Source organism: Shewanella algicola, assembly GCF_014648035.1.
Classification (GTDB): domain Bacteria; phylum Pseudomonadota; class Gammaproteobacteria; order Enterobacterales; family Shewanellaceae; genus Shewanella; species Shewanella algicola.
The window spans coordinates 1-25,937 of record NZ_BMQI01000032.1 but is presented as its reverse complement, the minus strand read 5'-3'; the positions used below and the strand labels follow the sequence as shown (position 1 = coordinate 25,937).

Sequence of the window (25,937 nt, the reverse complement as noted above, 5' to 3'; positions counted from 1 at the left end):
ACCCCACCCACCTTCTCCCCCCCTTTATGTTTAACCTGCGTTGCTCGACTTTGGTCTATTTTTACTCAAATAAGTGTGATCTCTGTTGCGAAATACTCATTTGTGTGATGTGATCGCGTCGCAAAATAAAAAGCTTAATTTAACCTTAAAATCAGGTTGAGTGAAGTGAGCAGAAATTCTCGGTAATGATGTTAGGGCTTTGACCCAAGCTTGAACGATCAACAGCACCTAATTACCTACAACACAACGTTGGAATTGCAGTCATGCTACATACCTTTCTTATCTCTCTCGCGGTGCTCGCACTGCTCAGTATCGTGCTCGAAGAAGTTACCCATATTAACAAAGCAAAAACCACTTTATTCCTTGGCTGTGTCGCTTGGATCACCTTGTTTATTGCCTCTGGCAGTCCAGAAAACAGTAAACTGGTTGGCGAAGAACTGAATGAAAACTTATTAGAAATTGCCACATTATGGCTATTTTTAATGTCGACCATGACCTTTGTCGCTTATTTAAACGCTAAAGGAATGATCCAGGTTTTAGTGCAGAAAATTTTTCCACAACAAGTCTCTGTGCGTATGTTAATGCTGCAAGTAGGCTTATTCGCCTTAGTGTTATCAACGTTTTGTGACAACGTTACCGCCACCTTAGTATCTCTAGGACTGCTCACCACGTTTAATTTAGACAATCAAATGCGTCGCCGCATGGCTGTATTGATTATATTTGCAGTTAACTCAGGAGGTGTGGCGCTCATTACTGGTGATGTCACCACATTAATGATTTTTTTAGCCGGTAAAGTGCATATTTCTGAGCTACTGGTGTTGTTTATTCCTGCTGGCATAAGTGTTGGTTTGTTGGCGGTGTTATTTTCACTCAAAGCTGAAGGCCATGTGAGCACCACGCCAATTGAACAAAGATACAATACGGTTGATATCGTGATAGGGATAATCTTCTTTGCCACGATTATTTTAACCATGGCACTTAACGTACTGTTTGGGGTTCCACCTGTGCTGACGTTCTTATTTGGTTTGTCGGTCATGTTCTTAGTTGGTCGTACAGACAAGAGTAAAACCGAAGACCTACAAGTATTAGAATATATTCGCCAAGTTGAGTTCGACACCTTGCTGTTCTTCCTAGGGATTTTATTACTGGTGGGCATGCTGAAAGAAATTGGTACGCTTAACTTATTAACCGACGTATACGGTATGTATAACCCAAGTATTTCTAACTTCTTCACCGGTGTTGGTTCAGCATTATTAGATAACGTACCACTCACGGCTGCGTTATTAAAAGCAGACCCAGTGTTAACCACAGTGCAATGGTTAGGTTTAACCTATGCTGTGGGCGTGGGTGGATCATTATTAATTATCGGTTCAGCGTCAGGCATTATTGCCATGAGCAAGGTAGAAGAACTGACCTTTGTGAGTTATTTAAAATACGTTCCTGCGTTGTTGTTATGCTACAGCTTGGGCTATGTATTAACCTTGTTTTTAGCTAACCATATTCACGGTTAAAGCTCACCTCTAATACTCACCACCAACAACAACAAAGGCGCATAATGCGCCTTTGTTGTTTTTAGCCAACGCGATACAGATTAAATAGCAGGCACCCTAAATTGCTCGCCATTAATATCCAAAATAATATCTCTTGGGCGGATCTCAATAATCGTCAACTTATTTTTAATCATGTCCCCTTGCTGAAGCTCTGCACCATCAACATTTAACCAACGGTTCGTTGGTTCTGTGGAATAGACATGCGCATTAATCGTAAACTCTGGCACCTGCAATTGCACACTAGCGGGTAAATCACCATATTTAGGAATTTGGCGGTTACTCGGTGTAGGGATAGGATCAAGTTTAGCCTTTGTTACTCGCTGATTGGCTGACTCCTCAAATTCAACTTCCTTGAGTGCCGTTTCAAATGCAGCTAATAAATTGTTTCGCTCATCAATCGACGGCGCTTTGACTGATGCAAAATCGACTTCTTGAGCTGCTGCGTTCACTTGCATGCGCAGCGCCTCAAGTTCAGCCAGTCCACGACGATTAGCATTAGCGCCTAATACTATCGGTTCTTGTGTTGCTGGTTCAGCATAATTTTGCGTTTGTTGGCGAGGATTATTTTGCACAGGGGTTGATTGCTGCTGCGAATATTGCTGCGAGTTCGCAGGTAGTGTATTGGCCGGTAAAACGTCATCAGAGCTAGAATCACGGTAATTGCTTGCAGACACAGACATCGCCGTTTGATTAAACGGCTTTGCTAGTGGCAACGCAACTTTACCCGCTAAACGAACATCATCGGTTACCGGAATCACTGCTGTTTCAACCGTCAATACTGACGGGCTAATCACTGCCGGTTTTGGCGAACGTTGAGCTGGAGTTATTGGTTCAACTGATTGTGCTGCAGGCGGTACAAGTAATAAACTCATTCCCCAAGCTGCGCCAATGCCAACAAGCACAGCACTCGCAAGTAAAGTGTACTTTTTAACCGATCCTGATTTTTTCGGCGGCGATGAATATTGTGGGGGTGTCGACATGAAGTCGGACACATTGCCTTGCTGTTGTTTATTGCGATTAACGGCATCCAATAAAATCGACATTAACGACGTTCCTCAGAAGCGCTTAATCTAGGGCCTTGTTGGCTCAAATATAAATTAAGTTGTATTAGGGTTTGATTACCGGCAATGCCATCCGGTTTTAAACCGTGCTGACGCTGAAACTGCATAAGTTGTTGTTCTAACTCATTGTCAAATTGAGTCAGCAAACGAGCGCGGCGTTGGCTCACAATGGCTAAACTATTTTCTAACCACTGCACTTCAGCCACACTGGATGCCTGGCCGATTTCACGCGGTAAAATACTGTCTGGCTGCCATAAAATCTCAAACGTACCGCTAAAGTGACGATCAAACCAATCTTTATTGACCCAAAATTGCTGCTCACCTAACTGCAGTAATATTTGATCAACTTGACGCTCAACAATCACCCCGTAAAACACATTAGCTTGCGCATCTTGTAAATAAACAACGGCAGGATAATTGAGGCGCATAATACTGTTCCAATTACCTTGTTGTTGGTAACAGGCTAGGTTTTGCTGTTGTGCAGCCTGACAAGCTGATAAACCAATGATGGGTTGCTTATCCCATAAACCAAACAACCCAGCAAAAGCATTATCGATACTGTTACTTTGCAGCATTGCCTGACGTAATATTTGCTGCTCTGCATTAACAGCTGGTGTTGATTGCACTGGAGCTTGTGGTTGCTGCATTTGGCTAAGCGGTTGATTTGCAATAGATGTAGTGATGGGTTTATCTACAGATTGTTGAGCCTGAGCCTGAGGCAATGCAGTAGCTGCACTGAGGTTTTCGTCAATATCTGTGCGATTAAACAAATAAAATGATAAGCCAAATGCCAACACCAACGCAGCAGCAGCCACAAACGGCCAGCGCTTTTCATTAGACTCGTCAATGTCACCTAATACTTCAATTGCCGCTTGATTAACCATCTTATGATCAATTGGCACTTTGCCTTGGCCATAACCGGCCATTAACGCACGCTCACATAATAAGTTAGTTAACCGAGGAATCCCGCCAGAATGTTTATGCAATGCCGCTATCGCTTTACGAGTGAACAAAGGTTCATGACGTCCTGCGACTTGCAAACGATGTAATACGTACAGTGCAATTTCTTCTTTATTCAATGGTAATAAATGATATCGAGCAGTGATCCGCTGGGCTAACTGGCGTAAATCTTGGCGTTTCAGTAATTGTTGTAACTCAGGCTGACCAATTAAAATGACCTGTAATAGCTTTTTGGTATTGGTTTCTAGATTGGTTAATAGACGCAGCTGCTCTAATACCTCAGATCGCAAATGCTGTGCTTCATCAATAATCAGTACCGTATTGCGGCCATTTTTATGATTATTGAGTAAATACATGCTGATGAGATCTGTCAGCTGTTTTAAGGTTGGGTTTTCACCATAACTAATTTCGAGCTCATCACATAATGTGGCTAACAGTTCTAGCTCGGTTAAAGAAGGATTAAGAATAAACGCAGTATCGGTATTTTCAGGTATTTGCTGCAATAAACAGCGCGAAACGGTGGTTTTACCCGTTCCAACTTCTCCTGTTAATAACACAAAACCGCCGGTTTCACCCAAGCCATAAGTTAAATGGGCTAACGCCTCACGATGACGGTCGCTTAAGAACATATAATGAGGGTTAGGCGCAATTGAAAACGGATTATCATTTAATCCATAGAAGGCTTTATACATTCGACCAAAAATCCTTATTTGAAACTGACGCCTCACGTTAATGCTTGTATCACAGCTTGTCAAAAGTTAGCCGTAAAAATCTAACTCTGGTAATATTTATGCCACTTATTATTACACGTTGTGGTACGCCATGAAGATTTATTTAGTAGGCGGGGCCGTGCGCGATTCCCTTCTTAATCAACCTGTGGTCGACAAAGATTACATGGTAGTGGGGAGCAGTGTTGAACAAATGCTAGCGCTTGGTTATCAGCAAGTTGGCAAAGACTTCCCAGTTTTCTTACACCCCAAAACACAACAAGAATATGCTTTAGCCAGAACGGAGCGAAAAACCGGTAATGGTTACCAGGGATTTAGTTGTGACGCCAACCAACAAGTCACCCTTGAACAAGACTTACTACGCCGTGACTTAACCATTAATGCCATCGCTCAAGACGATCAAGGCAACTTGCACGACCCTTACCACGGTGTTGACGATATTAAGGCTAAAGTGCTGCGCCATGTTTCTGATGCGTTTATAGAAGATCCTTTACGGGTATTACGTGTTGCACGCTTTGCTGCACGTTTTCATCATTTAGGCTTTAGCATCGCACCTGAAACGTTACAGTTGATGAGTGATATAGCAAACAGTGGCGAACTTGAGCACCTCACCCCTGAGCGGGTATGGCAAGAATGTGATAAAGCATTAGGTAGCCAAAGCCCACAAGTGTTTTTTGAGGTATTAAAAGAATGCCAAGCGTTAAACGTGTTATTTCCTGAGGTCGATGCCTTATTTGGTGTGCCGCAACCTGAAAAATGGCACCCCGAAATTGATAGTGGTATCCATACTTTAATGGTGCTGGAGCAAACCAGTAAATTGAGCCCAAACAAAGCTGTTCGTTTTGCTGCCTTGGTGCACGACTTAGGTAAAGCGCTTACCCCTAAACAAGATTGGCCAAAACATCATGGCCATGGACAAAAAGGGTTAGCCGCAATCAAAAAGCTATGCAAACGAATAAAAGTACCGAATGAATATCGTGATTTAGCGTTATTAGTGAGCGACCAGCACCAAAATATTCATAATGCGTTTGAACTTAGGGCTGAGACCATAATCAAACTGTTCGATAAAGCAGACTTTTGGCGAAAACCTCAACGGTTAACCGACTTATTATTATGTTGCCATGGCGACATAAGAGGCCGAACAGGGTTTGAGCAAGCCCAATATCCACAGGCTGACTATTTACAGCATTGCTTGCAACTGGCAAACCAGGTTGATGTGCAATCGATTATCGCTGAGGGACACCAGGGAGCAGCAATAAAAAGCCAATTACAGTTAAAACGCATAGAATGTGTTAATGAGTATAAATTACAATTGGTTAAAAATTAACATTCGTGCTACAACTATCATTACAGCTTTGGTAGTAAAAAAGCGAAAAAATGCAATTTTTAGCGGTGAATAAGCAATAAATCACTAAGAATTATATAAAATCGATAAAAAAGAGTAGTTTTAAGCTGGTAGACTTGCAATTTTCATTTATTTCGTTATTTTAGATAAATAATCTTATATTTGCCTATAGCAAATAAAAAAACTGTGACATAATTACGCCGTTGCAAAGGCACACGCCGTTGCACTATTTAACAACCTATATATTAAGGGATTTACCCATGAACAAAAAAGTACTGATGATTGCTGGTGTTGCGATGACTGCTTTATTAGGTGGTTGTGCTAACACTACTGCTTTAGAAGAAAGCGTAGCAAACCTAGGAAACAAAGTTGATCAACTATCAGCAGAAGTTGGTTCTTTAAAGTCTGAGCAAAGCAAGCTATCTGCTGATGTTAAAGGCGCTAAAGCTGCTTCTATGGACGCACAAGCCGAAGCTAAACGTGCTAACGACCGTTTAGACAACATGGCTTCTTCTTACAAAAAGTAAGAATTGCTATTAAAAATTAGCTTATATTAATAGGTTGATTATTAGGGCTTGATTGTTGATTAACTACTTAGGTAGCCTTCAACGTCAAGCCTTAATTGTTTGTGCAACATAAAGAATCAAGCAGTATTAAGCAGTTAATCTAAACATTTCCTACAACTCCACACCCGTGCAATCAGTATTTCCCCGATGCATTGTTCAACCATTTTATCTTTCTAAACAGTTATATAGAAATCTTAGTTTTTGGCTGCAATAGTACCTAACAGCGAAGCGCCTAATACTCTAACGCTCTCGCCGCACCTTTATCTTATCGTTTGTTATCACTTGTCATCAGATTAGTTTTTATAAGCGTTTCTTAAGCGTAATGATCTGCCAATCAAACTCAAGTTCAGATATCGCAGTCGCTTTGATTTTGTGCTTTAACTCATCATTAGCCCGCCAGCCAAACACCGACATTTCTAACAACGTGAGCGCTTGCTCGCCAGCTACAGATTGGGTAAAACTCACTTGCTGCTGTGATTCAATCTCAAGCTCATTCGGTAAATTAAGCTGTAACGGCTTTTCGACCAAATCAGGATACACTTGCTGCTTAATTTGCCATAAATGACGCACACCAGGCTGTAACATCAAAATTCGGCCATCATCCTTTAATACTCTAATACACTCTTTCCCTTTTAAGAGTGAATCGAACACGGTAACGACATCCATTGATTGAGTCGCAAAAGGCAGTTTTTTTAGCGCGGCTAAAATAAGTTTTGCTGGGGTTTGTGCTTTAGCCGCTGCAAATATTGCATTCTCGGCATCGGTAATCCCCCAATGCTCACACGCAACACCAGCCTCTGCAACGACAGGCACTAGCTGGCGTAAGTAATAGCCATTGGCACACTGGTAGTCCAGATGTTCAAAAGCCTTATCACTGCTGGCATTTATTACACTTAATAACCTTGTTTGTAATTGCGTAATAAGCGGTGCGAATAGTCCTGACTCCAACAAAAAATGACGACCGCGCATTTGCTGGCGCGACAACACTTGAGGCTTAGTTTTACTATTACTCAATAATGGCCAATAGCCTTGCGCATGCTTATCAAAGTGGTGTTTATTGTCACAAAAAAAACCTTGCGATGCTTGATGTTGTTTTAGTGGTGTAGCGCACACAGGGCATAATAGCGGTAGCGTCATAGCAAACCTTAACTCGAGATAACAAACAGTTACCAATAATGAAAAAAAACGGGTATTGCTACCCGTTTATAAAATGTGTAATTAACCTGAACTCGGCTTATTTAATGTTTAGCCATCGTCTTAAAGGTAAAGCATCCCCAGTAATAAACCCCCTAATAGTAGGCGATAAATCACAAATGGTGTCATGCCAATCTGGCTAATAAACTTTAAGAAGTAATGAATACATAAATAAGCCGATACAAACGACACCACAACACCTAATCCAAGTGCCTGATAATCGATTGCTGCAGGGCTTTCAACTAAATCTTTAGTCACCAATAACGCAGCACCAAAACTCACAGGTATCGACATTAAAAACGAAAATCGTGCGGCGGCTTCGCGGGTTAAACCCAACATAAGTGCGGCGGTCATTGTGGCACCTGAACGAGATGTACCAGGAATAAGTGCCATAGCTTGAGCGACACCAATCAATAAAGCTTTTTTCCAGCCCATTTGAAACTCGTTTAATTGCGCTTTTGACATTCTGTCGGCAAACCATAACAACAAACCAAACACAATCGTGGTGGTTGCAATTACGAGCGTGTTTCTAAAGTGAGTTTCAATAAAGTCTTTAGCCGTAAAACCAACAATCACGGCTGGGATTGTGGCTAGAATAATCCACCAGGCCAGCTTACTTCCCTGGCTAGGTTTGCCGGCAAGACTCATAAACCAAGCTTTAGCTAAGGCTACGATATCGTGACGAAAATAAATCACGACCGCAAATAAAGACCCAGTATTCACTGCAACATCAAACGATAGGCCTTGATCTGCCCAACCTAAAAGTTGCGACGGTAAAATTAAATGTGCCGAGCTAGAAATCGGTAAAAACTCAGTTAAACCTTGAATTAATGCCAGCAGAATAACTTGAAGCGTGTCCATATTTGTCCTTGTGAAGATTCACTTTTTAAAGGGTTGATAACTTGATATTGGGTTGTAATTCAGCTGGGAACTCAAACGCTATCGGCCATAAGTTTTGACATTGTTTGTCATAAGCTTGCCAAAGTGCGTGATAACTTTTTTGTGCTATCGGATGGTTCAAGTTAGGGGCAACTTCAGCAAGAGGCCATAGTACAAAGGCATTAAATAAAATTTCGCCACGAGGCAGCTCTACCGGCTCGTCACAAACCGTGTCGTCATACAAGAGCAAATCGATGTCTAAGCTACGCGGGCTGAACTTTTTCTCACCTCTAATTCGCCCGTTAGCCTGTTCAATACGCTTAAACGTTGCAACAACCTCTCCAATAGCCAGATTGGTTTCTGCCACTGCCACCATATTTAAAAAGTTGGTGCCTTTAAAGCCAACCGACTCGCTTTCAAATACCCGCGACAACTGCAAAGGGCCAAAATATTGCTGTAAATCTAATAAGCCAGCTTTAAGGTGTTGCTCAGGCGAGATGTTCGTCCCTAAGCTGATGTAAATACGTGCCATTGGCTAACCTAAATTGCTAATACGATAAAAAGAAACACTGTTAAATACGGCCACGTTCAATCTCAACACCCACAGATGCTGCATGAGGCACTGCACCGGGTTTCATCACGACAACTTTTACCCAGGGCACATTAAATTCATCTTGCAGGCATTCGGCAATCATTTCAGCAACGGTTTCAATCAATTCAATTGGTTTTTCAGTGATCAGAGCCGTTAAACGATTCGATACGGTTTCATAGCACAACGCATGCTCATAATTATCACTGGCAGCCGCTAGACGGTTGTCCCACGCCATATCTAAATCGATTAACAATGTTTGATGAAGCTTTTTTTCCCAGTCATAAATACCAATCACAGTTTCTATGGCTAACTGACGTATAAGCACCTTATCCATATTACAACCCACCTTGAACGACTTAAAAAGACCCTAAGATCATCCTAATCAAACTTTATTACCGATTATATGCTTAATAATACACATTTAACCTTTTTCCTAATGAATTAAAACAGTAGGATAAGCGCTATTGTGCAATTAACATCTTTTAACTGATACGAATTTAACTTTAGCCAGTACCATTTATTGCAGCCTTGCAAATCAATGCGCGATGATACCCTAAGAAGACTAAGGAAACCAATTTGAACACCGTTATTGTCACAATATTGATGATCATAGCCGCTTATTTAGCTGGTTCGATCTCAAGTGCCGTATTGGTTTGTAAAATAAGAGGTTTACCTGATCCAAGAACCAGCGGTTCTGGCAACCCTGGTGCCACGAATGTATTACGCATAGGGGGCGTCAGTTCTGCAGTATTAGTGCTATTTTTTGACATGTTAAAAGGCGCACTTCCCTCTTATCTAGGCTATAAAATGGGCCTGGATGCCGCATCGCTCGGTTTTATTGCGGTATCGGCTTGTCTTGGTCACATATTTCCACTGTTTTTTGGTTTTAAAGGTGGCAAAGGTGTGGCAACGGCATTTGGCGCAATGGCGCCTATTGGTGGCGACTTAGCACTGTGCCTTATTTTAACCTGGGTGGTGTTTGTGTTAATTACTCGCTATTCATCTGTTGCGGCAATGGCTGCAGCAACATTAGCGCCTTTTTATACATGGTGGCTCGACGATAGATTTATTTTGCCGGTGGCAATGCTTTCAACCCTTATCCTCATTCGGCATAAAGACAATATCGGCCGTTTACGAATTGGTGAAGAAAGTAAAGTTTCCCGAAAAAAATCCATAAAAAAACCTAACACTACAAATAAGAGTTAGGTTTTCATTTCGCTAAGCTAAAGCTTAATCAACCGCAGGCAAACTATCTAATGGCCAACGTGGTTGACCTTTAACCGATAAACCTTCAATTTGCCCAGCGCCTAAACGTTGTAAACCCGCATAGGCAATCATGGCGCCATTGTCAGTACAAAACTCACCGCGAGGATAATAAACGTTACCCCCTAAGTTAGACATCATTTCAGCTAACGACTCGCGTAAACGTGTATTGGCGCTTACACCGCCAGCAATAACGAGGCGCTTGTAACCGGTTTGTTTTAATGCGCGCTTGCACTTAATCGCCAATGTATCCACCACTGCCTCTTCAAAAGCACGGGCAATATTGGCACGGGTTTGATGATCATCTGGCTCTGCGGCAATGGTATTGGCGGTAAACGTTTTTAAACCAGAAAAGCTGAAATCTAAACCCGGTCTGTCTGTCATCGGGCGTGGAAACTTATAGCCTGCGGGTAAGCCTTCTTGCGCCAGTTTAGCCAGGCGCGGTCCGCCAGGGTAATCAAGGCCCATTAACTTAGCCGTTTTATCAAATGCTTCACCGGCAGCGTCATCAACCGACTCGCCTAATACCTGATAACGGCCAATACCTTCAACTTGCACCAACATAGAGTGACCGCCTGAGACTAACAGTGCGATAAACGGAAATTCTGGCGCATCATCTTCTAACATAGGTGCCAATAAATGACCTTCCATGTGATGGACACCTACTGCAGGTTTATTCCAGGCATAAGCTAAAGAGCGGCCAACACAGGCACCAACCAGCAGAGCACCAATAAGACCCGGCCCCTTGGTATAAGCAACACCGTCGATATCATCTAAGCTAGAATTAGCTTCACTTAAGGCCTGCTTTATTAATGGCACAATTTTACGAACATGATCACGAGATGCGAGCTCAGGCACCACACCGCCGTAATCGGCGTGCAACTTAACTTGGCTGTATAGCACATGCGACATTAAGCCTAACTTATCGTCATACACCGCAATCCCAGTTTCATCACAAGATGTTTCTATACCTATAACCCGCATAATCTCTCGTCTTCATAAAAAATAAGGCCGCTAATTCTACCCGTGTCAGCTCAAATACTCCAACGTTTCAGTATTAAAGCCGATAATTATCAGAAAATGAAAGTGTTACGCCTTCCTCAAAGAGAAACTCAATCAGGGGTTTACAAATGGTCGCTGCTCGGTGTAAAATTCCGCACCATTTTAAATAGCCTTTGGATTGAGTTGAGGCCTTGCTGTTTAATGTCTGTCATACGTCATTAACTTATGTCAGCCCAAATTAAACCGTAGACTTAGCCAACCAACATAACTACACCTAAGGGGTGATGGCGTATGCCAATTATTAAAGTACGTGAAAACGAACCATTCGACGTAGCTCTTCGTCGTTTCAAGCGCTCTTGTGAAAAAGCTGGTATTTTAGCTGACGTGCGTGCTCGTGAATTTTACGAGAAGCCAACTACTGCTCGTAAGCGTGCAAAAGCTGCTGCAGTTAAGCGTTTAGCTAAAAAGCTTTCTCGCGAAAACGCACGTCGCGTACGTTTATATTAATCTCATTATGAACTTAACCGATCAGCTAAAAGACCAAATGAAAGAAGCCATGCGCGCTAAAGAAAAAGTGCGCTTGGGGACTATTCGTATGGCACTTGCCGCCATTAAGCAGATTGAAGTGGATACCCGCGAATCTCTGACTGATGAACAAGCGATAGCTGTATTAACCAAAATGGTCAAACAACGTCGTGATTCGATTGCTCAATATGAAGCAGCCGGTCGCCCGGAGTTAGCCGCAGTTGAGGCAGAAGAGATTCAAGTTATTGAAGCTTTTTTACCACAACAACTCACTGAAGAAGAAGTCGCAACGATTATCGATGCAACTATCGCTGAAGTTGGTGCAGCATCCATGGCGGATATGGGTAAAGTAATGGGAGCATTAAAATCGAAAGTTCAAGGTCGTGCAGATTTAGGTGCTATTGGCACTATGATACGCGCTAAATTGAAATAATCGCTTTTTAATGTTGAATAAGCCGTGCACTTGCACGGCTTGTTTGTTTAAATCAATTGATAAAGTAAATTCGAGAAAAATAGCAATCAATGGCGATACCTCGTGATTTTATCAATGAGCTTATAGCTCGCATTGACATAGTCGATCTAATAGATCGCAAAGTTCCTTTGAAAAAAGCCGGTAAAAATCATTCGGCTTGCTGTCCTTTTCATAGTGAAAAATCACCCTCATTTACTGTCAGCAGAGACAAACAGTTTTATCATTGTTTCGGATGTGGCGCCCACGGCAATGCAATTGACTTTGTCATGGAATACGATCGCCTCGAATTTGTTGATGCTATTGAAGAACTTGCCGGTCAACTCGGATTATCCGTACCACGAGAACAAGGTACAGGGAAAAGGCCTGACCAAGGCTTAAGCCGCGATTTATACGAACTGATGGAAGAAGCCAATCTTTTTTATCAGAGTCAATTACGGCAGCACACAGATAAACAAAAAGTGATTGATTATCTTTCATTTCGCGGTCTATCAGACGAGGTCGTTGAAAAATTTGGTATTGGCTTTGCGCCAGACGGCTGGGACGGTTTACTAGGCCGTTATCGTCAAAACCAAGCAGCACAAGATAAATTGCTCACAGCAGGCATGCTCATTGCCAACGATAACGGCAAACGATATGACCGTTTTCGTGACAGATTAATGTTCCCAATCCGTGATCGCAGAGGTCGCGTGGTCGGATTTGGTGGACGCGTTTTGGGTGACGGTACCCCAAAATACTTGAATTCTCCAGAAACGCCCATATTTCATAAGGGTAATGAGCTTTACGGTTTATATGAGCTCAAACAAAAACACCGCGATCCACAGCACGTTTTAATTGTTGAAGGCTATATGGATGTAGTCGCCCTGGCGCAATTTGGGGTAGATTATGCAGTAGCCTCACTTGGCACAGCCACCACAGCTGAACAATTTCAGCTTTTAGTGCGTAGTGCCAAACAAGTGATTTGTTGTTATGACGGCGACAGAGCGGGCCGAGAAGCCGCATGGCGAGCACTAGAAACCGCTCTGCCACTGCTCAAACCTGGCGACCAAGTAAAATTCATGTTTTTGCCTCAAGGCGAAGACCCTGACACCATGGTCAGAAAAATTGGCAAAGAGGCATTTGAAGCATTAATGCAACAAGCCATGTTACTTCCAGAGTTTCTATTTGAGACCTTAAGTAACAACCATGGTGCAGACAAAGGCGCATTAGCCAAGCAAGCCATTGCGCTAATTGAAAAGGTACAAGATACCGTTCTGCAAAATTTGTTGCTAGAAAACTTAGCACACAAACTGGGCATGAACAGTAGCGAAGATTTAAAGAAAAAATTAGGTTTTGCGGTAAAAAAAGCACAACCACTTAATGCAAAAGGCATACAAGGCCGTGGCACACCATTAAGGTTAGCCATTGCGTTATTAGTCCAACATCCTCATTTAGGGTTTGGATTAGAAGAGCAAGCAGCATTAAAACGACTAAAAATGCCAGGAGTAAAATTACTCGGGCACTTGTTAGAAATAACTCGAGAACAATCGTTAAACAGCGCACAACTACTTGAACTGCATAGAGAGCATGAACAAAAAAGCACTCTAATAAAGCTAGCCCAATGGGACCATCAAGTGGCGGATGAAAACGTATTGCTAGAGTTTAAACAAACCCTGATTTGGTTATACAATCAATCAATTGAACAACTTTATCAGGAACTAAGCCTTAAGCAGACTTTGACCAAAGTTGAAAAACTTCAACTAACAAAGCTGATTTCGATAATAAAAGGCAAGGCAACATAGTACTCATTGATTGTTCAACAATCTGCGTACAAAACGCTGCCATGGACTAGCTAAGATTAGTCCACACAGTTATAATTGACGATTTGCGCGCCACTTTAGCTCGGCTAGATGGCCTATCGTTTTATCAGTTACCCAAACTTGGATGATATCTATGGATCACACTCCGCAGTCGCAACTCAAACTGTTGCTCGCTAAAGGTAAAGAGCAAGGTTACTTAACCTATGCTGAAGTGAACGACCACTTACCAGCAGACATGGTCGATTCTGATCAGATTGAAGATATTATCCAGATGATAAATGACATGGGTATCCGCGTTTTTGAAGAAGCGCCAGATGCCGATGACATGATGATGTCGGAAGACAACACAGACGAAGATGCTGCAGAAGAAGCTGCGGCAGCACTCGCAACCGTTGAAAGTGAGTTAGGCCGTACCACAGACCCTGTACGTATGTACATGCGTGAAATGGGTACAGTAGAGCTACTTACTCGCGAAGGCGAAATTGTTATTGCTAAGCGTATTGAAGAAGGTATTAACACAGTACAAAGTTCTGTGAGTGAATACCCTCAAGCTATCGCAATGATCTTAGAGCAATTCGACCAGTATGAAGCTGAAGAATTGCGCTTGTCTGATATTATCTCTGGATTTATCAATCCTGACGACGATGACGTCGCCCCTACCGCCACCAATATTGGTTCAGAAGTCGCTAATACCGATGATGACGATGACGATGATGATGACGATGATGACGATGAAGAGGAAGAAGGCAACAAAGGTCCGGATCCTGAAGAAGCGAAAGAGAAGTTTACTCAATTAAGAGAAGCTTACGAAAAAAGCTTAGGCATTATTGCTGAAAAAGGCCGTGACCACCCTGAAGCCATCGGTTCGTTGTTTGTTATTGGTGAGCTATTCAAAGAGTTCCGTCTAGTACCTAAGCAGTTTGACCGCTTAGTGAAAAGCATGCGCAACATGATGGATCGCGTACGTGTTCAAGAACGTCTAGTGATCAAGCTTTGTGTTGAACAAGCTAAAATGCCGAAGAAAAACTTCATTAAAGCATTTACCGGTAATGAAACTAACTTAACTTGGTTTGAAACCGAAAAAGCCAGCAGCAAGCCTTATGCTGAAGGTCTTCGTATGATCGAAGATGACGTAGCACGTTGCGTTGGCAAGCTTGCAGCCATTGAAGAAGAAACCGATTTAACCATCGCTGGCATTAAAGACATTAACCGTCGTATGTCAATTGGTGAAGCAAAAGCACGTCGTGCTAAGAAAGAAATGGTTGAAGCCAACTTACGTCTGGTTATTTCTATTGCTAAAAAGTACACCAACCGTGGTTTACAGTTCTTGGACTTAATCCAAGAAGGTAACATCGGTTTGATGAAAGCGGTTGATAAGTTTGAATACCGTCGTGGTTATAAGTTCTCAACTTATGCAACGTGGTGGATCCGTCAGGCGATTACTCGCTCGATTGCTGACCAGGCACGTACGATCCGTATTCCGGTACACATGATCGAAACCATCAACAAGCTGAACCGTATTTCACGTCAAATGCTTCAAGAAATGGGCCGCGAGCCGTCTCCTGAAGAATTGGCAGAACGTATGATGATGCCTGAAGATAAGATCCGTAAGGTACTTAAAATCGCTAAAGAGCCAATCTCAATGGAAACCCCAATCGGTGACGATGAAGATTCGCATTTAGGTGATTTTATCGAGGACACTACCCTCGAGCTACCATTAGACTCAGCCACAAGCGAAAGTCTAAAGAACGCCACTCACGAAGTGCTAGCAGGCCTAACAGCCCGTGAAGCAAAAGTACTGCGTATGCGTTTCGGTATCGACATGAACACCGACCATACTCTTGAAGAAGTGGGCAAGCAGTTTGACGTAACACGTGAGCGTATTCGTCAGATTGAAGCTAAAGCGTTACGTAAGTTACGCCACCCTTCTCGCTCAGAGATTTTGAAGTCTTTCCTAGACGAATAAATATTCGTCATAGTCTGCAAAGGCAACATCAAAAAACCCAGCTAAAGTGCTGGGTTTTTTATTGCGTGTAAATTTGTAGCCAAAAAAAAGCCCACGCTATTGCGTGAGCTGTAATTGAAATCAACCTGTTACAGTTGCTTTCTGCTCGATGCTTTATCGAGTAACGTTAAGATATTTTTATACGGTATACCCGAGTGGGTGGTTAAACCAACGTCACACGTCGCTGAAACAGAATAACCATGGGTACAGCCTTTATCCTTTGTTTCCTCTTTTAAGTGGCGTAAACCGTGCTCATTGAGCTCAGGGTAATTCATACCACGGTTACCCGCCATGCCACAGCAGCCCACTTTTTCAGGCACCACAACCTCTGTGGCGCACAAACGGGCTAAATCAGCCAGTTTCTCTGCCATGCCTAACTTGCGAGTTGTACAGGTTGGATGAACAGCAATTTTATCGACGATTTTATTGATTGAAAGACGATCAACCAAAAACTCAAAAGCAAATTCTTCAGGACCGTACATTTTCAAACGGCTGTCACAAGCACGGCGCATTCTTTCAAGGCATGCCGTTGTTGCCACCAAGATAGGATATTCGCCATTGTTTGACGCCTGTAATAACCACGCTGAAAGCTCATCGGATTTACGATCAGCCGCCTCATCATGACCATAAGACTCCCAAGGCTGACCACAACATAAGCCCTTAGGTTTTTCGCCAGACACCATTTCGATGTTGGCCTTTTCAAATAGACTCACAATCGTTTCAGGCAGAGAGCGTTGGTCGTCATGCTTAGCACTGGTACCCATCATACGGTTTAAACACGCAGGGAAATAAACTGCTTTTATGTCTCCCTGAGTCTTGGTTTTCGGTAATGCTTTACCACGCGTAGGCATACCTTCTGTCCATAATGGCACAGGCATACCCGGCGCAATACTACGGACAACCTTAGTGATTGCCCCCATACCAGATTCACCGATAATTTTTCGAGAAATGTCTGTTGCCCCTAAAGCAAATCGAGCGACAGACTCCATGGTGCCAAAACGATCAGCGGTAAAGTCTGAGATTTTCTTATCCATACTGCTAGCGCCTTCAGCACGCAGCACTTTTACATATTTACCGGTATCAATACCCATCGGGCAACCGAGTTTACATAAACCATCTGCCGCACAGGTATCAATTGCGTAGTATGGATAGTTCTTTTTCAACTCGGCCAGTACTTCAGGCTCTTTGCCAGTTGTCTCTAGCGTTTTCATCACCCTTGCAACAGCAGTACGCTGGCGAGGAGATAAAGTTAAACCATGAGCGACACAGTGCGGTTCGCAGAAGCCACATTCAATACATTTATCTACAATGTCATGTACGGCTGGCATAGGTTTAAAACCTTTGGCATGACAGAATGGATCATCATTGATAATCACCCCAGGGTTTAAAATACCGCTTGGGTCGAGTGCATTTTTCACTCGTTTCATCAAGTCGTAGACTTCAGTGCCCCATTCTTTCTCAACGAATGCAGCCATACCAAATCCAGTACCGTGTTCAGCTTTAAGCGAACCGTCATACCCTACAACAAGGTCAACAACTGCTTGCATAAAACCATCAAAACGGTCAACTTCAGCTTGAGTCGAAAAGTCTTGAGCAAAAATAACGTGATAGTTACCCTCTAACGCATGACCATAAATCACCGCATCGTCATAACCATGTTTAAATGACAAGTTTTGTAAATCGATTGTCGCTTGAGGTAACACTTCAATTGGAAACGCAATATCCTCAATAATACACGATGTTCCAACAGGTCTCATTGAACCCGCTAATGGGAAAATCGCTTTACGGATAGCCCACATATTAGTGATTTCAGCGGCATCTTGAGTAAATTCAACATCGCGATATAGACCATGTTTTTTCATAATGGCAGACATTTTGGCAATGTTAGCATCAACCTGCTCTTGGTTATCGCCAAAGGTTTCAAACAATACTGCCGTGACATCTTTATGCACATCATTTAAGAAATCGGGTGTGTCATATTTAGACTCAGCAACAGCCTTAAGCGCAAAATTGTCTAATAACTCTGCCGCATTTGTCTCGTTAAATGCTTCTCTACGTAACTCAACAATTGACTCACAAGCACCACGCAATGAATCAAAGTAAACCATCGCAGAAGCCGAATGGCTTTTTTTCTCTACACTGTTTAAGGTGATTTCAGAAAGGAAACCCAGTGCACCTTCTGAGCCCACCATAAGATGCAAAATAATGTCGATAGGGTCATGGTGTTCAACAAAAGAATTCATACCAAAGCCGGTGACATTCTTAATTGAATACTTACGCTTAATACGCTGCACTAAAGCATCGTCAGACATAATGTCATCGCGAATAGACTCAATGGCTTGCACCATCTCTGGGTGTTCTTTTTTAAACGCCTCCCGGCCTTGCTCACTTGCCGTATCTAAAATCGAGCCGTCAGCAAAAACGATTCTGGCCGAATCAATGAGCTTATATGAGTTATGGTGAGTACCACAGTTCATACCAGAAGCATTGTTAGAGACAATCCCACCAGCCATTGCAGAGGCAATAGTTGCAGGGTCTGGGCCAAACTTCCAACCTAATGGCGCTAATGCGGCATTGATTTTGGCGCCGATAACCCCTGGTTGCATTTGCACTTTCTTTCCGCCGTCCAACACCTTGAACTGATTCCAATGCAAACCCGCAACCATTAACACCGAATCAGAAATAGCCTGACCACAAAGTGCGGTACCAGCGGCTCTAAATGTCACAGGCGTATTAGTTTGATAGCATTGTGATAAAACGTTAGAAGCCTCAGCTTCAGTTTTAGGATGGACAACAATTTGTGGACGTTTTTGATAAAAAGAAGCATCGGTACCCCAAGCGATACGGCGGAGGTAATCGGTATAAACTCGTGAAGGCTCAAGATACTGGCCTAATTTATCTGCAAGAACTGTCAAATTAGATTGCAACATGTGAATCCCCATTCATGTCATCAATATGTGAGAAGAGCTCGATAAGCTCCATCTAAAGAACGCTATGCCGACGCTATCCCCTAGCAGGGAAATCTAGGCATATCTCAAGGTGAGTTTATTGACCAGACATGTCGTATGCTCATCATGCACACGGATGTTGCGCAAATATCAATCTTTAAACAGTTTCAGTTAATCTTTATTGCTCGCGCTTGTTATACTTCTTATCTAATACAAGCCCAAGCCTCGCTAAGACGATAAACTATTCATAAACAGTAGACGAACCCACAAGTTAGTTAGTACGTTATAATGGGGGTTGCACATAAGTTTATTGACTGACACAATCACACCTTACTTATCTTTGTAGCAGATAATTTCTCAACATACCGCAAACACTGCAGCCCTTATTCTTAATCTTCAAATCAGTTCAAAATTCACGCAACTAACGTGAACAACCGCCCAAACCAAAGCCACCTAACACCGGCCGACCTCACACAATGGCACATAAAACCCACTTTGATCACGGTGGCAAATCACAAAAATTTGTTAAATTAGTGATTAAACACCTCACAATTGAGCAATATCGTCACAGCCCATTTTTGGGTACTAATGTTATCGAAATTGATAACGGTTCTCGTTAGTAATTAACCTTAAAAACCCATTCGTCAACTTCTAGTAACAATGACAACTAACAATCACTAATTTCAATAACCAGCAAAGATATGCGGCGTTTAGAATTAGCCATTTCAAATGTTCACCTTCACAATGAGTAAATACTTAAGCTTGAACAAAGGGTCATAACCCACAAACATACAGCCAGTAATGTGGAGACTGATTAACAGATAACCACTTGAGTCATTTAAGCTAAATTCATGCACAAACAGAGGTGACAAGCGGAAATAAACTTCGTATACTGCATCCGCTTTTGTTAGTGACGACTAGCTTAAGTCGGCCCCTTAGCTCAGTTGGTTAGAGCATACGACTCATAATCGTCAGGTCCCCAGTTCGAGTCTGGGAGGGGCCACCAATTTTGATAAGCCGTAGCAGGTTAGTACCTACTACGGCTTTTTCATGTCTGCAGTTCTGTGTAGCAAATATGTAGCAGATTATTGCTTAATTAAATACCTTCTATTAACTAACTAATAGTGGGCTATCTGGAATCGTGTATACACTTCAGCACATTGATGGAGGCATAACTAACAAATGCCAAATCAGTTGATGGTTTAATAAATATTAATTCAGTTTCTTAGTATGGGAGGTTGTGACGCCAAGAATGTTCTAAAGCGGTTTGAAACTCCTGTTCACAAACACCTGTTAATGCTTCGTCAAGAAAAGATTGCCAGTCATCACCTAACTCATCCTGCATCTGATATAGCTCATCTATTTCTTTTTGTATGGCCAGTATCGCGCTTCGCCTGCTATTGAAGAGAGCACTGTCTCCATTTAGATTGAAAACCCTAATTGTTTCCTCAGCTTTGCGTAAGGCTGGCTCTGTTAGCTCAGGGTGTGCAATCACCATGCCCGAAGTTAGAAAGAGCAAATAATCATTAGGATCATCTACGTCTGGTTTGACTAGTTCTGAAATATTGTATTTGCCTGCACCAGCATCTTTATAGATCCCGCAGCGCCCCCATCCCCCAGTCTTTGAACTATCGCCGCAAGAGCCAAATATATTAGCCCAACTGAATATCTCTTGAGGGTGGGCCGTTCTAGTTTTAAAGTGCTCAATGTGTTTACGTTTTAAGTGGCACTCACAATATGCGCAATACCCACTTTGCATTTTGTCTAACTCAATCCAGATATCGTCTTTAGGGGCTTCCATCCAGTCGTTTTGTCCAGGGATTAAACCAACTAAACAATTTGAAGGATGGCGATTCAATTTTCTCATTCGCCAATTCTCTTTTTCTCGATGGCTTTTTTAGCTTTGAGTTTCATTTCCTGAATTCTGATTAAGCTATCGCATTTTTTTATCTCAGAGCTTTTCTCACCGAAGTGTTTACGTATGTCTTCATACAGAGCTTGTGCTTCGGAATTATCATCGTAATGACCACTGATTAAAAGAGATTCAAATTTAGCTAGCCAATGGGCTTCTTCTATGCGTTGAGGAGTGGCAAAAGTACCCATTAGCTGCTCCAAAACATCGGAATTGATGATTCCCTTAGTTTGAAAGTCGGGAGCGTCTATGAGAGTTCTACCTTCTGTATCTGTGCCTTCAAAAATTCTGATGTTATTTTTATCAACAGTAGATAGAACTATAGGGCTATGTGTTGTAACAATGAATTGAATGTTAGGGAAACAAGTTTGAAGGTCTAATAAAACGTCCTGTTGCCATTTAGGGTGCAAATGCAGCTCGATTTCATCGATTAGGACAACTCCTTGTCCCTCAAGGGGGTTATCAAGTTTAGGGTTTAACATTACTAAGCGACGAACTAGGTCGGATACCAGCCCTAAGAAAGTGCGCTGACCATCTGAAAGTTGTTCAATAGTTATGTCGATGGAGTCATTTTTTACTAAAACGACGTCTGAACCAGTACTTGTATCAACCCACATATCACTAACGCTTGGAATGACACTACAGATAGCTTGGACGACGATTTTTTTTGTTTGTGCATCTGTTAGTACCTGATTAATCCTAGCGGACTTCAGTGTAGCTAAGGCATCATTCAGCTGAAGCCTTGTCTGTTGAAGAATAGGTTCTAACGACATGATTCCACTGTCGACAGAGGACTGTAGATCCTTAACTTGCTGCTTTATTGCTTCAATTTCGTTAGATTTATCATTTACTGACCTTTTATGTAGAGCTACAAACCATTCTACAAAATGCTCGAACTTACCTGAACCAGCAAGAGCAGAGTTGTATGCGTCAAAACGCTCTTCTCTAAGTAAGACATTATCCTTACTTAAGCGTGATAGTGGGTGAGAGCGTTCTACAGAATAAAAGGCGCACAAAGGGAGGTTTACTACATTATTGTTATTCACAACGCGGAATACATTAGAAAGCTCTCGAAGGTTCCTTACATCGCTGTCTCGCCTTTCGGAAGCTCCAAGACTTGCTCTTGATAGGCGTGCAGTTAGTCGCTGCAACCCAGAGCCATATTCAAATTCTGTTAACACATCAGCGTAAGAGTTATCGGAATCTCTTCTAATATCATATAGTTCACTCAACCTCTGACCAGCACCTTCTTCCTTAAGAATATTGGCATTAATCCAACTTAACGTTTTGGATATGGCATTAAGGATTGTGGTTTTACCTTGGCCATTATTACCGATTATCACTGTCAGATCTGGTTCGAAGAACATACGTAAGTTTTTAAATCGACGAAAATCAAATAGTTCAAGGCTTGCCAAATGTAGCTTGTGTTTTGGAATGAAGCTGTCAGGAGTTTCAGAACTATTGTTCTCAATGTATTCAATACATTGCATTAGGTAGCGATTAGCTAGCTTTTCATCTTTAGCAACACCGTCTAGACCATGAGCATAGTTTTGATAAAGCTGAAAGGTAGGGAGTAGTTCCTTTTTCCTAGCTTTTCGCTCTAGCTCTTTAGTATTTTTTGTTTTGCTATTCATGACTTGCCTCGTAGATGCGTTGAATTAACTCATTAGTATATTTGGCTTTTAATCGGTTTATGAAAACTGGTTCAATATGTTGAGCGAAAGCTAATAGTCCTTGTAAGTGTCGGATATTCGAGTCATCTAATAGGTTGTACTTAAATTGATTTATTAGATGCTTGATGTATCGCTTACGCTCTCTACCTAAAGAGAGCTTCCTTTCATTGCTAAGTGTAATGCCTGTAACATGTCGATTGTGCGCACGTGATGAAAAAGCTGTTTTACTGTGGTTTAGCTTTAGGTTGTGCGAGAAGTTCTCTACCAATAGTTGTTGGATAGAAGGAACTATAGTGTGAAGAATATTCTTTTCGTTGGTTGAGAATGTCAAATCATCAGCATATCTTGTATAAGTGATTTTTTGATCGTTGCAGACATTAGTCATAAAACGGTCAAACTCGTAGAGACAGAAGTTAGATATGCTTGGTGAGGTAGGAGCACCGACACTCAAAACTAGTTTACCGTGTTCTGTTTTACTTGGGCACCAAAAAATAAGCTTTTCAACAAGCATCTTTTCCTTAGCGGTAAACTTTGGTACGTCAACTGTACAATTATCTACACTTTGCCAAAAGATGGCAGGACTTATAGAGTTAAAAAAGTTTTCAAAGTCCGTTTTCAGTAGATAATTGTTGTGAACATGGGCAAGAGCGTTTTCTCTGATGCTCTTTCCTTCACAATATGCCATAGCAGTAGGGTGTACAGGGAACGTATATATAGCCAGAAATGCCCTCTGGTACTCTTTGAGTTCCTTAGATGGCTGAGCTATAACTCTATGTCCGTGTGACCTTTTTGGGATCTTGTATACACGATATTTGCTTGGGGCATCCATCAAAAAACGTATGACTTCAGACTCACTGTTTCCTAGGTATCTTGCTAGTTGTTTCACAAAGTTCATAAATCTCTCAACAAAAAAAAACCCAAAAGTACTAATACTCTTGGGCTTAGCTCTTTACTAGAGACAGCGAAATGTACTGACTTCTTCGCTGTCTAAAGGAGGAACGAGTTTAGACAGCGAAGAAGTCAGTACATTTCGCAACTAATCTCGTTCAATAAGTTAGAGTCTGGCTAATCACCCGACTAGACGTAATTCGTCTTAAGCTAAAGAGCTCTTTAATACTACTCCAACCCTTTATATTTAACAATGCTTGTTAGTAAGCTAAATAGATGCAGCCCTACACTTATGCATTTACAGAATAATTGTAAGCCCCGTCACTCGGTGTTAAGCATAATTCATACTAGCTTGAATTTAACCTAGTCCAATAAAATAACTAGTACAGTTATTTACAGAACTCCAAGTAAAAGCACTTTTGCCATTCTGGCGAGAGATTAAATCAAGGGATAGAAAGCAGATTTTCAGTTTTTTTGCATTAGAAGCTTAAAAAGTAAGCTTGAGTTGGTTGTTGTTATTTCAATTTAAAGCATGGATTTAAAACATTAGACATTGCGGCTAACAGTTATATTAAACCGTTTATGCTTTTTGTACCCTCCATTGATAAACCCTCGTCAAAAACGCTTGCCCAGCGAACCATAGCCCTTTAACTTTAGTGGTGAATTCACCATCATAATAACTGGGTAAACACTCTCCCGTTTGCTCATCAATATTCAATTCATAATGTAACTTAATTGGTCTATCTTTTGACTTGCCAAACACACCGCCCATAACGTTGTTATACCCTTGCCAATCACTGTTATCTGCGGCCAATCTTGCTTGCTCTAGCATTGAAGAATTATTTTCAGCATCAGTCTTAAATAGCTTTGTACGGATTCTTCGAAGTTCTCGCCACACAGAAACACTAGCGCCACCAATTTGCTGAAATTGGCGAATACACCAGCAAGAGGCCCAAGCATCAATCCGTTGTGCCACTAAAACGGAGTCATTGCCAAATTTATCTGTACCTAACCCTTCACCATCAATATTTTTAACGATGTATTTTAAAATATAGCCCGTAGCAGAGCCCTTATTTGGGTCAATCTTCTTAAAGTCACAGCGATTCTCTTGAGCTCCTTTTTCATCACCATCAACCTCTAAGGCATAATGACGAATAATATCTTGCATAATTTCGAGCTTTTCAGCTTCAATAAAAAACAACATGTGCCAATGAGGTGTACCGTCATGCTGTGGCTCAACCACACGAAATCCATAAGGGTTGATGTTCTTTCGCTTGAATTCAGCTCGTGTTTTTTGCCATTGATGATTTAAATAGGTATTGGCTTCATCTGGCATTAGCCCTTGCCATTTGGGATTAGGTGCACCTGATTTTGAAAATGCTCGGTGATACTTTGAAGGGCATGTAACGGTAATAAATAATGCCTCATGTCCCTCATCTTTAGCCAAGTTTTCAAAGCCTCTAGCACGGCAAATTAGTTCGTCTTTTCTGATTTTTGGATTTGAAACATTGAGGTCTGATACCTCCTTTAATGTGTAACGCTGCCCTGCATCGTTAATGATGACGCTAGAACTCAATAATTCTTCATTTCTCAACCGTTGAGTTATTCGGTTCTTGGTAGTGATATTGCTAGCGTAAATCTGTCTTTTACTATTAACAAAATTGAGATGTAATGCAGCTTTTTCATTGGCCTGAGTAATAACTTTACGAAACTTCTTTAACCACCAGCGCTTATCTGAATACCGTTTTATACAACCTGATATTTTCATCGATTGATTCAGTTCTAACCGCTTAAGACCAAATGACTCAATGTACCTAGATAGAAACTCATACAATGTTTGCTGTTGCTTCGAAGTTAAATCTGCAATCAACTCCTTTGTATCAGCAGAGCAATCTTTTATCTGACTTTGGTTAAATGCAGGAAGCCTTTCGGTATCATTCCCGCATTTTTCGGGATGGACTTGGTCAATTGCAGGAAGCAATTCGGCATCATTCCCGCATTTTTCGGGATGGACTTGGTCAATTGCAGGAAGCAATTCGGCATCATTCCCGCATTGTTCGAGATGGATTTGGTCAGTTGCAGGAAGCAATTCGGCATCATTCCCGCATTGTTCGGGATGGATTTGGTCAATTACGGGAAGCAATCCGGTATCATTCCCGTATTTTTCGGGATAAATTCGGTTAAATGCAAGAAGCTGTTCGGCGTCACTACCGAGTGTTTCTGGCATGCTTCCAAGATTAACCTTGCTATTTATATGAGATTGAGTTTCATCGAGCGCTTGATGATGAATACTGATAAATTGAATTGCACTAGGGTCTATAACAATACGCCTGCAATATTCAGCACACTCTTTGGCTTTGAGATTTATATCATCATCAAAACCAAAAAACATATGCGCTAACTTTTTCGGTAAAAGCTTAAATAACTGTGAGGTAGTGTCTAAAATATGACGATTTCTAAGATAGGGCGTTGGTTTAGCAAATGCTTCCTCTAATATCGTTCTTTTTATCAAATTAGAGGGTGTAACAGATTCTGTGTAACTGCAATTTAGTTAATATGTTTCACAATTCTATCTTCG

General features: G+C 41.8%; 21 protein-coding genes and 1 tRNA gene. 10 read left to right on the top strand and 12 right to left on the bottom strand.

Annotation, left to right across the window (positions count from 1 at the left end):
• Positions 1-263 precede the first annotated feature (263 nt).
• The gene (gene nhaD / locus IEY42_RS14085; RefSeq protein WP_188925837.1) at positions 264-1,511 is read left to right on the top strand and encodes a sodium:proton antiporter NhaD; all 1,248 of its coding nucleotides are present in this window, start codon (positions 264-266) and stop codon (positions 1,509-1,511) included.
• 80 nt (positions 1,512-1,591) lie between these two features.
• Here the strand turns inward: nhaD and IEY42_RS14080 are convergent, their stop codons facing one another.
• Both IEY42_RS14080 and IEY42_RS14075 read right to left on the bottom strand, forming a co-directional pair.
• Complete coding sequence (locus IEY42_RS14080) at positions 1,592-2,593, bottom strand: general secretion pathway protein GspB (RefSeq protein WP_188925836.1); 1,002 nt, start codon at positions 2,591-2,593, stop codon at positions 1,592-1,594.
• Positions 2,593-4,263 carry an ExeA family protein gene (locus tag IEY42_RS14075; RefSeq protein ID WP_188925835.1) on the bottom strand — a complete coding sequence of 557 codons (1,671 nt, stop codon included), beginning with the start codon at positions 4,261-4,263 and terminating at the stop codon, positions 2,593-2,595. Before IEY42_RS14075 ends, IEY42_RS14080 begins: the two co-directional genes overlap by 1 nt.
• Before the next feature lie 130 nt (positions 4,264-4,393).
• On the opposite strand from IEY42_RS14075, the gene IEY42_RS14070 reads away from it, so the two are divergent.
• Positions 4,394-5,626 carry a multifunctional CCA addition/repair protein gene (locus tag IEY42_RS14070; RefSeq protein ID WP_188925834.1) on the top strand — a complete coding sequence of 411 codons (1,233 nt, stop codon included), beginning with the start codon at positions 4,394-4,396 and terminating at the stop codon, positions 5,624-5,626.
• A gap of 278 nt (positions 5,627-5,904) precedes the next feature.
• Positions 5,905-6,171 (top strand): Lpp/OprI family alanine-zipper lipoprotein, encoded by a 267-nt coding sequence (locus IEY42_RS14065; protein WP_124017059.1) that lies wholly within the window; start codon positions 5,905-5,907, stop codon positions 6,169-6,171.
• A 339-nt stretch (positions 6,172-6,510) separates the two neighbouring features.
• Here IEY42_RS14065 and IEY42_RS14060 read toward each other — a convergent pair whose 3' ends face one another.
• The 4 genes from IEY42_RS14060 to folB all read right to left on the bottom strand — a co-directional run bounded on the left by IEY42_RS14060 (position 6,511) and on the right by folB (position 9,209).
• A complete protein-coding gene (locus IEY42_RS14060) occupies positions 6,511-7,347 on the bottom strand; it encodes a putative RNA methyltransferase (RefSeq protein ID WP_188925833.1) in 837 nt (278 codons plus the stop codon).
• A gap of 120 nt (positions 7,348-7,467) precedes the next feature.
• Positions 7,468-8,265, bottom strand: a complete 798-nt coding sequence (locus tag IEY42_RS14055; RefSeq protein ID WP_188925832.1) for an undecaprenyl-diphosphate phosphatase — start codon at positions 8,263-8,265, stop codon at positions 7,468-7,470.
• A 25-nt stretch (positions 8,266-8,290) separates the two neighbouring features.
• On the bottom strand, positions 8,291-8,815 hold the full coding sequence (gene folK, locus IEY42_RS14050) for a 2-amino-4-hydroxy-6-hydroxymethyldihydropteridine diphosphokinase (protein WP_188925831.1): 525 nt from the start codon (positions 8,813-8,815) through the stop codon (positions 8,291-8,293).
• Positions 8,816-8,855: 40 nt separating this feature from the next.
• The gene (folB, locus tag IEY42_RS14045; RefSeq protein WP_188916890.1) at positions 8,856-9,209 is read right to left on the bottom strand and encodes a dihydroneopterin aldolase; all 354 of its coding nucleotides are present in this window, start codon (positions 9,207-9,209) and stop codon (positions 8,856-8,858) included.
• A 242-nt stretch (positions 9,210-9,451) separates the two neighbouring features.
• Between folB and plsY the strand changes: the two genes are divergently transcribed.
• Positions 9,452-10,081, top strand: a complete 630-nt coding sequence (gene plsY / locus IEY42_RS14040; protein ID WP_188925830.1) for a glycerol-3-phosphate 1-O-acyltransferase PlsY — start codon at positions 9,452-9,454, stop codon at positions 10,079-10,081.
• A gap of 24 nt (positions 10,082-10,105) precedes the next feature.
• On the opposite strand, the gene tsaD is transcribed toward plsY, so the two are convergent.
• Positions 10,106-11,122, bottom strand: a complete 1,017-nt coding sequence (tsaD, locus tag IEY42_RS14035) for a tRNA (adenosine(37)-N6)-threonylcarbamoyltransferase complex transferase subunit TsaD (RefSeq protein WP_188925829.1) — start codon at positions 11,120-11,122, stop codon at positions 10,106-10,108.
• A gap of 309 nt (positions 11,123-11,431) precedes the next feature.
• On the opposite strand from tsaD, the gene rpsU reads away from it, so the two are divergent.
• The 4 genes from rpsU (at position 11,432) to rpoD (ending at position 15,899) form a co-directional block, all read left to right on the top strand.
• A complete protein-coding gene (rpsU, locus tag IEY42_RS14030; protein WP_006080725.1) occupies positions 11,432-11,647 on the top strand; it encodes a 30S ribosomal protein S21 in 216 nt (71 codons plus the stop codon).
• 7 nt (positions 11,648-11,654) lie between these two features.
• Positions 11,655-12,098 (top strand): GatB/YqeY domain-containing protein, encoded by a 444-nt coding sequence (locus IEY42_RS14025; RefSeq protein ID WP_188925828.1) that lies wholly within the window; start codon positions 11,655-11,657, stop codon positions 12,096-12,098.
• A gap of 89 nt (positions 12,099-12,187) precedes the next feature.
• Entirely contained in the window at positions 12,188-13,915 is a 1,728-nt protein-coding gene (dnaG, locus tag IEY42_RS14020; protein ID WP_188925827.1) for a DNA primase, read from the top strand.
• Between the two features lie 151 nt (positions 13,916-14,066).
• Entirely contained in the window at positions 14,067-15,899 is a 1,833-nt protein-coding gene (gene rpoD / locus IEY42_RS14015) for an RNA polymerase sigma factor RpoD (protein ID WP_229780062.1), read from the top strand.
• A 128-nt stretch (positions 15,900-16,027) separates the two neighbouring features.
• Here rpoD and IEY42_RS14010 read toward each other — a convergent pair whose 3' ends face one another.
• Positions 16,028-18,868, bottom strand: a complete 2,841-nt coding sequence (locus tag IEY42_RS14010) for an FAD-binding and (Fe-S)-binding domain-containing protein (protein WP_188925825.1) — start codon at positions 18,866-18,868, stop codon at positions 16,028-16,030.
• Positions 18,869-19,362: 494 nt separating this feature from the next.
• Here IEY42_RS14010 and IEY42_RS14005 point away from each other — a divergent pair, with 494 nt between their 5' ends.
• Both IEY42_RS14005 and IEY42_RS14000 read left to right on the top strand, forming a co-directional pair.
• Positions 19,363-19,506: a hypothetical protein gene (locus IEY42_RS14005; RefSeq protein WP_188925824.1), complete on the top strand. Its 144-nt coding sequence runs from the start codon at positions 19,363-19,365 to the stop codon at positions 19,504-19,506.
• A gap of 309 nt (positions 19,507-19,815) precedes the next feature.
• Positions 19,816-19,892: transfer RNA gene (locus IEY42_RS14000), tRNA-Ile, on the top strand.
• A gap of 219 nt (positions 19,893-20,111) precedes the next feature.
• Here the strand turns inward: IEY42_RS14000 and ptuB are convergent.
• From ptuB to IEY42_RS13980, 4 genes are all read right to left on the bottom strand, one after another.
• On the bottom strand, positions 20,112-20,753 hold the full coding sequence (ptuB, locus tag IEY42_RS13995) for a retron Ec78 anti-phage system effector HNH endonuclease PtuB (RefSeq protein WP_188925823.1): 642 nt from the start codon (positions 20,751-20,753) through the stop codon (positions 20,112-20,114).
• On the bottom strand, positions 20,750-22,432 hold the full coding sequence (gene ptuA / locus IEY42_RS13990) for a retron Ec78 anti-phage system effector ATPase PtuA (RefSeq protein WP_188925822.1): 1,683 nt from the start codon (positions 22,430-22,432) through the stop codon (positions 20,750-20,752). Before ptuA ends, ptuB begins: the two co-directional genes overlap by 4 nt.
• A complete protein-coding gene (locus IEY42_RS13985; protein ID WP_188925821.1) occupies positions 22,425-23,366 on the bottom strand; it encodes a retron St85 family RNA-directed DNA polymerase in 942 nt (313 codons plus the stop codon). The genes ptuA and IEY42_RS13985 overlap by 8 nt, the downstream gene beginning before the upstream one ends.
• A 573-nt stretch (positions 23,367-23,939) precedes the next feature.
• Complete coding sequence (locus tag IEY42_RS13980) at positions 23,940-25,751, bottom strand: replication endonuclease (RefSeq protein WP_188925820.1); 1,812 nt, start codon at positions 25,749-25,751, stop codon at positions 23,940-23,942.
• Positions 25,752-25,937: the final 186 nt, after the last annotated feature.

Excerpts from the sequence above, each read along its gene's own strand:
- rpoD (WP_229780062.1), top strand. The coding sequence starts at position 14,067 with ATGGATCACACTCCGCAGTCGCAACTCAAACTGTTGCTCGCTAAAGGT.
- IEY42_RS14080 (WP_188925836.1), bottom strand. The coding sequence starts at position 2,593 with ATGTCGATTTTATTGGATGCCGTTAATCGCAATAAACAACAGCAAGGC.
- folB (WP_188916890.1), bottom strand. The coding sequence starts at position 9,209 with ATGGATAAGGTGCTTATACGTCAGTTAGCCATAGAAACTGTGATTGGT.
- IEY42_RS14065 (WP_124017059.1), top strand. The coding sequence starts at position 5,905 with ATGAACAAAAAAGTACTGATGATTGCTGGTGTTGCGATGACTGCTTTA.
- IEY42_RS13985 (WP_188925821.1), bottom strand. The coding sequence starts at position 23,366 with ATGAACTTTGTGAAACAACTAGCAAGATACCTAGGAAACAGTGAGTCT.
- IEY42_RS14075 (WP_188925835.1), bottom strand. The coding sequence starts at position 4,263 with ATGTATAAAGCCTTCTATGGATTAAATGATAATCCGTTTTCAATTGCG.
- IEY42_RS14005 (WP_188925824.1), top strand. The coding sequence starts at position 19,363 with ATGGCACATAAAACCCACTTTGATCACGGTGGCAAATCACAAAAATTT.
- IEY42_RS13980 (WP_188925820.1), bottom strand. The coding sequence starts at position 25,751 with ATGTTTTTTGGTTTTGATGATGATATAAATCTCAAAGCCAAAGAGTGT.
- nhaD (WP_188925837.1), top strand. The coding sequence starts at position 264 with ATGCTACATACCTTTCTTATCTCTCTCGCGGTGCTCGCACTGCTCAGT.
- IEY42_RS14025 (WP_188925828.1), top strand. The coding sequence starts at position 11,655 with ATGAACTTAACCGATCAGCTAAAAGACCAAATGAAAGAAGCCATGCGC.
- rpsU (WP_006080725.1), top strand. The coding sequence starts at position 11,432 with ATGCCAATTATTAAAGTACGTGAAAACGAACCATTCGACGTAGCTCTT.
- ptuB (WP_188925823.1), bottom strand. The coding sequence starts at position 20,753 with ATGAGAAAATTGAATCGCCATCCTTCAAATTGTTTAGTTGGTTTAATC.
- ptuA (WP_188925822.1), bottom strand. The coding sequence starts at position 22,432 with ATGAATAGCAAAACAAAAAATACTAAAGAGCTAGAGCGAAAAGCTAGG.
- tsaD (WP_188925829.1), bottom strand. The coding sequence starts at position 11,122 with ATGCGGGTTATAGGTATAGAAACATCTTGTGATGAAACTGGGATTGCG.
- IEY42_RS14060 (WP_188925833.1), bottom strand. The coding sequence starts at position 7,347 with ATGACGCTACCGCTATTATGCCCTGTGTGCGCTACACCACTAAAACAA.
- folK (WP_188925831.1), bottom strand. The coding sequence starts at position 8,815 with ATGGCACGTATTTACATCAGCTTAGGGACGAACATCTCGCCTGAGCAA.
- IEY42_RS14070 (WP_188925834.1), top strand. The coding sequence starts at position 4,394 with ATGAAGATTTATTTAGTAGGCGGGGCCGTGCGCGATTCCCTTCTTAAT.
- dnaG (WP_188925827.1), top strand. The coding sequence starts at position 12,188 with ATGGCGATACCTCGTGATTTTATCAATGAGCTTATAGCTCGCATTGAC.
- IEY42_RS14010 (WP_188925825.1), bottom strand. The coding sequence starts at position 18,868 with ATGTTGCAATCTAATTTGACAGTTCTTGCAGATAAATTAGGCCAGTAT.
- IEY42_RS14055 (WP_188925832.1), bottom strand. The coding sequence starts at position 8,265 with ATGGACACGCTTCAAGTTATTCTGCTGGCATTAATTCAAGGTTTAACT.